Origin of the sequence: Tepidanaerobacter sp. EBM-49 (assembly GCF_001896645.1) — a bacterium.
Taxonomy (GTDB): Bacteria; Bacillota; Thermosediminibacteria; order Thermosediminibacterales; family Tepidanaerobacteraceae; genus Tepidanaerobacter; species Tepidanaerobacter syntrophicus.
In genome coordinates, this window is the sequence record NZ_MPPE01000052.1 from 1 (window position 1) to 8,285 (window position 8,285).

Consider the following 8,285-nt stretch of genomic DNA (forward strand, 5'->3'; position numbering starts at 1 on the left):
TAAAATCAATAAGTTAAAACAGATTTAATTTCTTTTGCTTGTTCTGTATAAGGTTGGCAGAGGTCTTACAAAAAAACCTAAGATTACTTGACGCGATCGGTAATTTTCTATTTATTGATGTGCGAATGTTCTTATGATACAATTAATAACATAAAGAAGATTGCATTATGGTATAATAACATTAAATGGATGCGGTTTTTGGGGGATGAATTGCAGGATGAACTTAGAGCAGGTAATTGATTTTTTAAAAAATGATGAACGGTTTTTGGCCAATGTGACACATTGGGAAGTTATTCCGGAAAAAGCGGGACAGTATGAAGATTTCCCTGATTACTTAAATCCAAAACTTGTATCTGCATTAAAACAAAAAGGCATATATCGTCTTTATTCCCATCAGCGCAGTGCATTAGAGGAAACTTTGGCAAATCATAATATAGTAGTAGTTACGCCTACTGCCTCAGGCAAATCTCTTTGCTACAACCTTCCTGTGTTAAACAGCTTGCTTTGCGATAAAAATGCTCGAGCCATATATCTTTTTCCGACAAAAGCCCTTTCCCAAGATCAGGTTTCAGAACTTATGAATATTGTGGATATTATGGGAGAAGATATTAAAACTTTTACATATGATGGAGATACTCCTGCAGATGCCAGGGTTTCAATAAGAAAAGACGGCCATATCGTTGTTACGAATCCGGATATGCTTCACACAGGCATTTTGCCCCATCATACAAAATGGATGAAACTTTTTTCTAATTTGAAATATGTTGTAATCGACGAAATCCATATGTATAGAGGAATTTTCGGCAGTCATACCGCAAACGTCCTTAGAAGACTTAAACGAATATGTAAATTTTACGGTTCAGACCCGATTTTTATATGCTGCTCGGCTACAATAGCAAATCCTCGCGAACTTGCGGAAAAATTAACTGAAAAGCCAATGGTCTTAATTGATGAAAACGGGGCTCCTGTAGGCAAAAAACACATCATTTTTTACAACCCCCCAGTAGTAAACCGCCAACTTGGGATTCGACGAAGCAGCGTATTGGAATCTGAGAAGATATCGTTAAATTTTATAAAAAATAAGATACAAACTATTATTTTCTTGCGAAGCCGCTTGATGGTAGAAGTCTTGCTTACATATTTGCGGGAAGAAATGAAAAAATTTCCCGGCGGCCCAAACCTAGTAAGAGGTTATAGAGGCGGATATCTGCCAAGAGAGCGGCGGGAAATCGAAAAAGGACTGCGGGACGGAAAAATACTCGGAGTTGTCAGCACAAATGCTTTAGAGCTCGGTATTGATATAGGCAACCTTGATGTAAGCATTATAACTGGATACCCGGGTTCAGTAGCAAGTACATGGCAGCAGGCAGGACGCGCCGGAAGAAGAAACGATGCATCAGTATCGATTTTGGTGGCATCAAGCAGCCCACTGGACCAATTTATAATAAATCACCCTGAGTATTTCTTTGAATCATCTCCTGAACACGGCCTTATTAACCCGGATAATTTATATATTCTAGTCAGCCACATAAAATGCGCTGCATTTGAATTGCCCTTTGTTGATGGCGAGACATTCGGAGGAGAAAATATAAATGAGATCCTTGCCTTTTTAGAAAACGAGAGAATTTTGCGCCATGTGGGCGGACGTTGGTACTGGATGGCTGAATCATTTCCTGCTGAAGAAGTCAGCTTAAGAAGTGCTTCGGCGGAAAATTTTGTAATTATAGATATAACAGAAGGCGCCAAGGTTATAGGAGAAATCGACAGGAGCAGCGCTCCGATGCTGATTCATGAAGAGGCAATATATATGCATGCCGGGCAGCAATATCAAGTTGAAAAATTAGACTTTGAAGATAAAAAAGCATATGTGAGAAAAGTTAATGTAGATTATTATACAGATGCAAATCTTGCCGTAGAAATAAAGGTTCTTGATGTATTCAGAGAAGAAAGCGAAGGTAATAGTGAAAAATATACCGGCGAAGTAATGGTGACAAGTCTGGCAACCTTATTTAAAAAGATAAAACTTTTCACCCATGAAAATTTAGGATTTGGCTCAATACATTTGCCGCCTGAAGAAATGCACACCACTGCATACTGGTTTTCTATTCCCGAAGGAATTGCAGGGCTTTCAAAAGAAGAATTGCAATCAGGTCTTTTAGGCCTTTGCAGTGTAATGGTAAACATAGCTCCACTCTATCTTATGTGTGATCCCAAAGACATTCGAGGAGTGGTTCAAATAAGATCCCCGTTTACGCAGCAGCCCACTATTTATATCTACGACAACTTTCCGGGCGGTGTTGGATTTTCAGAAAAACTTTACGGCATGCAAGAACAGCTGCTAAAAGCGGCTAGGCAAGTGATAATGGAGTGTGATTGCGAAGATGGGTGTCCTTCATGCGTAGGCCCTTATGAGGAAGTGGGTTCAGGCAGCAAGGAATATGCCCTAAGAATCATAAAAGGGGTGCTTTCGGATTGAACCTTTCAGAAAAATTGAAGGCATATCTTTCAAAAAACGATATAGAGAGGGGAAAAATAGCTGCCCCGCCGGAAAATCTTTATGACACCTCTGACCATATAGAAACTTTACTTAACGCCAAGACCGTAGCAACACCTTTTGGAGAACATCTCGTAGTGGAAAAAAATTATCCTTTATCCCATATCCACGGCAGCACGGAGCTTAGATCGGTTTTAGATATACCCGGGCATTTAACAAGAATCATTGCAAAAGACGATGCCTATAAGGATTTCGACTTTTCAAATGCACTATTTATAGATACAGAAACCACAGGACTTGCAGGAGGCACAGGCACCCTTGCCTTTTTAACCGGTATAGGCTTTTTTGATAAAAACAACTTTAAAGTTATCCAGTATTTTATAAGAGACTATGATGAAGAACCAGCAGCCCTTTACAGTCTTAACGCCCTATTGAAGAACTTCAAGAATATCATAAGTTTTAACGGCAGATGCTATGACGTGCCTTTGCTTGCTACTCGCTATTTACTAAATCGCATGGAAAATCCGTTGGAGGATATTTTACATCTTGACCTCTTACTGCCTGCGCGAAGGTTTTATAGAGAGAGACTTGAAAGCGTAAGCCTTTCTTCGCTGGAAACAAATCTTTTATTCATCAAAAGAAGGGGAGACATACCTGGCTGGGAGATTCCCTCAGTATATTTTAGATTTTTAAATGACAGAAATCCCCTTCCCTTAAAGCCCATATTTTATCATAATTGTATGGATATACTTTCGATGGTTGCCATTACAGATAAAATTGCCAAATCCCTAGATGATCCTATCAATTCGGAAAGCTGCCAAAATCAGGATTATTACTGTATAGGCAGGGTGTTTGAAGATATGGGTATGATAGAAGAGAGCATACGCTGCTATAATGAAGCTGTTAAAGTGCCTGAGATTAAAGAAAAATCATATTTACAACTTTCCCTTCTTTATAAAAGATTAGGAAATTGGCATAAGGCAGAAGAGCTTTGGATAAAAATGGTTGAAGAAAACTTGAACACCAAGTTTGCATTACTTGAACTTGCCAAGTACTATGAGCATAAAGTAAAAGACTATAACAAGGCTTTAAAAGCGGCGCAGCGCGCTTTGGAGATTGAACGCAAAAAGGATGTTTTTACCGGTTACGCACATAAGGAAGAGATTGCAGAACTTAAAAAGCGTATAGAGAGGATTGAGCTGAAAAAGGAAAAGTCCAAAACAGCAATAGCGTTATAAAATATAGTAAATTATTAAAATATTAAAAGGGGTGTTTGAATATGAATGATGCACTGAAAATAATTGCGAAGTTTATGGCAGTATCTGCAAGGACAGCGCCAAAAACAGCCGGGAAAGATTACATAGAAGTAAAAGTTATAGATGATGATAAAGAAATCGCAAGACTCGGCGCTGAGATGGCGGCATATGGAGAAAAACACGGCAAAAAAAATTATGATAGAGATGGAAAGGGAGTAGCAAGCTGCGGAGCAGTGTTGCTTGTTGCCATAAAAGATGCAAAAACCGCCGGCTTGAATTGCGGGGCATGCGGCTATGATGAATGCTCAAAAATGCCGGAGCCCAGAGAAGGTTCTGAATTTGCAGGGCCATTTTGCCCCTGGCGTTTTGTGGACCTAGGAATTGCTATAGGATCTGCGGCGAAGACGGCGAGCATGTTTAATGTTGACAACCGCATCATGTATCGCATAGGCGTTGTTGCCAGGAAAATGAATCTAATTGACGGCGATGTGGTCCTGGGACTTCCTCTATCGGCAACAGGTAAGAATATATTCTTTGATAGATAAAATTATATTTCGTCGCTCCATCAAAAAATGGGAAAAAGTAAAAGAAGTTGTGTCTTAAAAGAGCCGCAAAATTCAATAAGACACAACTTCTTTTTTGTATTATTAAATTTTAAATTTAATCTTCATCGAATCTGAAGCTTAATTGATCTATTTTAAATCCTCGGGCTGTATCGTATAGGTAGGTGGCATAGAAGGTGTCCAGGCCATATTTGGCGGAACAGGATACACGGAGAAACCACCTTTAGCAGTTTTTTCTAAGTTGTCAATTAGTTTGTCTCTAAACAAACTATATGGGGCTACAAAAACAAGTTCCTGATTTTGAGTGCCGCCAAAAATTCTATCTCCTGCACAGGGGAAGCCTATTGTTGGCTTGTTATTAGCTAATGCAAAGCCGATAGAGGAGCATAATGCTGCTTCACATACCGTATCAGCTGCAACCTTTTCTCCATTGTCGTATGCGCAAGCATGGACAAGCCGCATTACCTGAGCCGGATTTACATAGACAACAACTACATCAGGTTCTTCTTTTGCGCGAGATAAAGGTTCAACGTAAATCCCTTCATATTGTTTGCCCTTATCGCCGAGCTTGAAGGTATTTTCCATAAATTTTTTTCCAGCTTCTTCATTTGCACAATAAGGCCCAACTGCAGCTTTACCGGATGAAATAGCTTCAGGTGTTTTAATAAGGCCTACACATGCTGCTCCCATTGCACACACCATCATTTCGGGAACTCCAGAACTGGGTCTGCCCTGATACCGCGCTGTTGAAACCAATTGGCATAGATTTATTTTGTAATCCAAGGGTTTCCTCGGCAGCTTTTCTTTATCTTTATACATTGTTATTGCTACCGGGTCAGTATCAAGACGCAGAATTTCTTGAAGCTTATTACTAACTTCTAAACAGTTCATGGACAATTCACCTCACCAGTTTTAAAATTATTGTGAAATAAGAAGAATTTCACAAAGCTATTATACAGCAATATCTTATGATTTTCAATTCATTTCTCTATTGTTCTTCGATATCTGACATATCATAAGTAAATTCCACAAGCCGTCTTTTCATTAAAATAGGGATATTGCATCTTAAAGCAAGTGCGATAGCATCACTTGGCCGCGAATCAAGAATTATTTCTTTACCATTTTGCTTTATATAAATTTCAGCATTATAGGTATCGCCTTTTATATCTGTTATTATAACTTTTTCAGGTACACCGCCCAATGCTTCTATAGCAGATTTTAAAAGATCAGGTGTCATTGGACGGGGAGGAGTTACTCCTTGAATAGGCATAACTATATTATGTGCTTCTAAAGCCCCAATAACTATAGGAAGTACCATTCTCTCATCTTTGTCCATCAAAAGCACCGAAAAGTCTCCATCCACGATAGCAACATTTTTAACCTTTAACTCAACCATATCATCTGTCATTTGACATCACCTCAATCTTTCGATTGAAAGAAGATAAAATATTTTCTTTCCACTTCATTATATCACATTTTATCATATAATCCTATTCTAATCGAGGTCGTAAGAAACTGACTACATTTTGAAAAGATTCCTATGACAATTCAGTAAATTATTATCATAAAACTATCTTTTATTTGGTTGAAAAAATTATTAGAAAGATTATTGACATATGTTTAAAACTATGTTATGCTTAATGTAGTAATAAACATATGTCCATAATAATACAATAGGGGGTGAGATTATGCCAAGAGGAGACGGTACAGGTCCTATCGGTTATGGTTCAATGACTGGTCGACGTGCTGGCTTTTGCGCTGGTTTTTGTAAGCCCGGATATTATGGTTTAGGCAGAGGGCATAGAAGGCAGTTCTATGCAACAGGTTTACCATTTTGGGCAAGAGGCGACTATTCGTATAGTGGAATGGACTATTACAAAGAACCTAGTTCAAAATTCGAAATTGATATCCTCACTCAGAGAGCAAAATTTTTAAAAGAAGAGCTTGAGTTAGCAGAAAAAAGACTTAAAGATCTAAAAGAAACAGAAAAAGAAAATTCCGGCGACAATTAGACAGCGGGAAAATAGTATCTATAGAACCTATTGGGCGAATATGTCTTCGCCCAATATTTATTTCTGCTTATTGATATATGTTCATTACAATGGTAGAATATTGTAGGTTTTAGTGAAAGGGGTGTAAGTGTGGCAAGACCAACTAAATGGCGGCATGTGGAATTCCTTCCAGATGTGACGTATTTTAAACCCGCCGGCGTGCCGCTTAGAGATTTAGAAGAAGTTGTACTGACGGTAGATGAACTTGAAGCATTAAGATTAAAAGATCTTGAAGGTCTTGAGCAAGAACCGTGTGCTGAAAGGATGAATGTATCGCGACCTACTTTTGTTCGAATTATAAATTCAGCAAGAAAAAAGGTAGCTGAGGCGCTTATAAAAGGTAAAGCTATAAAAATCGAGGGAGGAACGTACCGATTTGTTCAATCCCTAAAGTGTCGAGACTGTGGAAATGAATGGAAACAGCCGCAAGGTGAAACCTATAACGAGTGTCCGAAATGCCACAGCACTAACTTAATGCCTATAAAACAAAGAAGAAGGCAGTGCTGTAATTACAAGTGACAGAAAGGTTAAAGAAAGGGTGCATATAGTGGATAAAAATCAATCAAACAGTGAAAATATAGATAAGGAATTAAATGACGGGGCTCAAGAGCCGCAAGCCTCAGGATTGAATCGAATTAAAAAGGTTATAGCAGTTATGAGCGGAAAAGGCGGCGTAGGAAAGTCCACAGTAACCAGTCTTTTGGCAGTAAGCTTAAGGAAGCAAGGATATACTGTCGGAATAATGGATGCAGATATAACAGGTCCCAGCATTCCCAAGATGTTTGGGATAAACGAGAGACCCGAGAATATTGGCATCGGATTGATGCCGGTAGAAAGCGCTAGCGGTATTCGCATAATGTCACTAAATCTTTTACTCGAAAATGAAGACGATCCTGTAATTTGGAGAGGGCCTTTAATTGGTAATGCCATTAAGCAATTTTGGGATGATGTAATTTGGGGCGATTTAGATTATCTTCTAGTGGACTTGCCACCGGGAACCAGTGATGCGCCTCTTACTGTAATGCAATCGCTGCCGCTGGATGGTATCGTAATAGTTTCATCACCTCAGGAGCTGGTAGGCATGGTAGTAAAAAAGGCGGTTAAGATGGCAAACATGATGAACCTGACTGTGATAGGGCTTATAGAAAACTATAGCTATGTAGCTTGTCCTAAATGTGGAGAAAAAATAGAAGTTTTTGGTAAAGCAAGAGGCGAAGAAGGAGCTAAAGAAGCAAATATACCTTATTTAGGCTCACTTCCCCTGGACCCCAAACTCGCCAATTTTTGCGATGAAGGCAAAATTGAAGAGTATGAAAGCGCAGGAATTGAAAAGATAAGTGAGAGCCTAAAATAAAAACCACCCGATAAGGTGGTCAAATGCATTCACATGGAGCTGATGGCCGGATTTGAACCGGCGACCTGCGCATTACGAGTGCGCTGCTCTACCACTGAGCCACATCAGCTTGCCTTATTATTTTACAATGTTTAAAGATTTAAGTCAACAGGTCAAAAATTAGCTTTTGTTTTATGTATATCACAACAACAGCCAAGATAAAAAAACCTCCAAAATTTTAAGTGGAGGTTTTTGCTTCGTATTTGGTAGCCTTAGGGGGATTCGAACCCCCGTCGCCGCCGTGAGAGGGCGGTGTCCTCAACCACTAGACGATAAGGCCATATGGCTGCGGGACCAGGATTCGAACCTGGACAGCATGATCCAGAGTCATGAGTGCTACCGTTACACAATCCCGCAAATATTTTTAACGCCTGCATTTATAAATTATAAAGGATTGGCTAATGGATGTCAAGAGCGGCAAATGACTAAGATCGCGTCAAGTAATCTTAGGTTTTTTTGTAAGACCTCTGCCAACCTTATACAGAACAAGCAAAAGAAATTAAATCTGTTTTAACTTATTGATTTTAA

The 8,285-nt window shown here is 39.1% G+C and carries 8 protein-coding genes and 3 tRNA genes; 6 read left to right on the plus strand and 5 right to left on the minus strand.

Annotated features, from left to right (window positions below):
• Positions 1-217: 217 nt before the first annotated feature.
• Genes BUE08_RS09205 through BUE08_RS09215 form a run of 3 tightly spaced genes read left to right on the plus strand, consistent with a single transcriptional unit; the run spans position 218 to position 4,295 of the window.
• A complete protein-coding gene (locus BUE08_RS09205; RefSeq protein WP_286680788.1) occupies positions 218-2,476 on the plus strand; it encodes a DEAD/DEAH box helicase in 2,259 nt (752 codons plus the stop codon).
• Positions 2,473-3,732, plus strand: a complete 1,260-nt coding sequence (locus tag BUE08_RS09210; RefSeq protein ID WP_286680789.1) for a ribonuclease H-like domain-containing protein — start codon at positions 2,473-2,475, stop codon at positions 3,730-3,732. The genes BUE08_RS09205 and BUE08_RS09210 overlap by 4 nt, the downstream gene beginning before the upstream one ends.
• A gap of 41 nt (positions 3,733-3,773) precedes the next feature.
• Complete coding sequence (locus tag BUE08_RS09215) at positions 3,774-4,295, plus strand: ferredoxin domain-containing protein (RefSeq protein ID WP_059031365.1); 522 nt, start codon at positions 3,774-3,776, stop codon at positions 4,293-4,295.
• 147 nt (positions 4,296-4,442) lie between these two features.
• On the opposite strand, the gene BUE08_RS09220 is transcribed toward BUE08_RS09215, so the two are convergent.
• Positions 4,443-5,204 (minus strand): DUF169 domain-containing protein, encoded by a 762-nt coding sequence (locus tag BUE08_RS09220; RefSeq protein ID WP_213996889.1) that lies wholly within the window; start codon positions 5,202-5,204, stop codon positions 4,443-4,445.
• A 97-nt stretch (positions 5,205-5,301) separates the two neighbouring features.
• Positions 5,302-5,709, minus strand: coding sequence for a bifunctional nuclease family protein (locus BUE08_RS09225; RefSeq protein WP_059031682.1), 408 nt, complete (start codon positions 5,707-5,709; stop codon positions 5,302-5,304).
• 292 nt (positions 5,710-6,001) lie between these two features.
• Between BUE08_RS09225 and BUE08_RS09230 the strand changes: the two genes are divergently transcribed.
• The 3 genes from BUE08_RS09230 to BUE08_RS09240 all read left to right on the plus strand — a co-directional run bounded on the left by BUE08_RS09230 (position 6,002) and on the right by BUE08_RS09240 (position 7,718).
• Positions 6,002-6,325 (plus strand): DUF5320 domain-containing protein, encoded by a 324-nt coding sequence (locus BUE08_RS09230; RefSeq protein ID WP_213951671.1) that lies wholly within the window; start codon positions 6,002-6,004, stop codon positions 6,323-6,325.
• A gap of 129 nt (positions 6,326-6,454) precedes the next feature.
• Entirely contained in the window at positions 6,455-6,883 is a 429-nt protein-coding gene (locus BUE08_RS09235; RefSeq protein ID WP_286680790.1) for a DUF134 domain-containing protein, read from the plus strand.
• A 58-nt stretch (positions 6,884-6,941) separates the two neighbouring features.
• Positions 6,942-7,718: a P-loop NTPase gene (locus BUE08_RS09240; RefSeq protein WP_353682117.1), complete on the plus strand. Its 777-nt coding sequence runs from the start codon at positions 6,942-6,944 to the stop codon at positions 7,716-7,718.
• A gap of 34 nt (positions 7,719-7,752) precedes the next feature.
• Here BUE08_RS09240 and BUE08_RS09245 read toward each other — a convergent pair.
• The 3 genes from BUE08_RS09245 to BUE08_RS09255 form a co-directional block, all read right to left on the minus strand.
• Positions 7,753-7,827: transfer RNA gene (locus BUE08_RS09245), tRNA-Thr, on the minus strand.
• A gap of 134 nt (positions 7,828-7,961) precedes the next feature.
• Positions 7,962-8,037 (minus strand) — tRNA-Glu (locus tag BUE08_RS09250).
• A gap of 3 nt (positions 8,038-8,040) precedes the next feature.
• A tRNA-Gln gene (locus BUE08_RS09255) sits at positions 8,041-8,114 on the minus strand.
• Between the last annotated feature and the right edge of the window lie 171 nt (positions 8,115-8,285).

What these genes read in the sequence shown, in the direction of transcription:
- BUE08_RS09205 (WP_286680788.1), top strand. Translation starts at nt 218, where the DNA reads ATGAACTTAGAGCAGGTAATTGATTTTTTAAAAAATGATGAACGGTTT.
- BUE08_RS09215 (WP_059031365.1), top strand. Translation starts at nt 3,774, where the DNA reads ATGAATGATGCACTGAAAATAATTGCGAAGTTTATGGCAGTATCTGCA.
- BUE08_RS09220 (WP_213996889.1), bottom strand. Translation starts at nt 5,204, where the DNA reads ATGAACTGTTTAGAAGTTAGTAATAAGCTTCAAGAAATTCTGCGTCTT.
- BUE08_RS09225 (WP_059031682.1), bottom strand. Translation starts at nt 5,709, where the DNA reads ATGGTTGAGTTAAAGGTTAAAAATGTTGCTATCGTGGATGGAGACTTT.
- BUE08_RS09230 (WP_213951671.1), top strand. Translation starts at nt 6,002, where the DNA reads ATGCCAAGAGGAGACGGTACAGGTCCTATCGGTTATGGTTCAATGACT.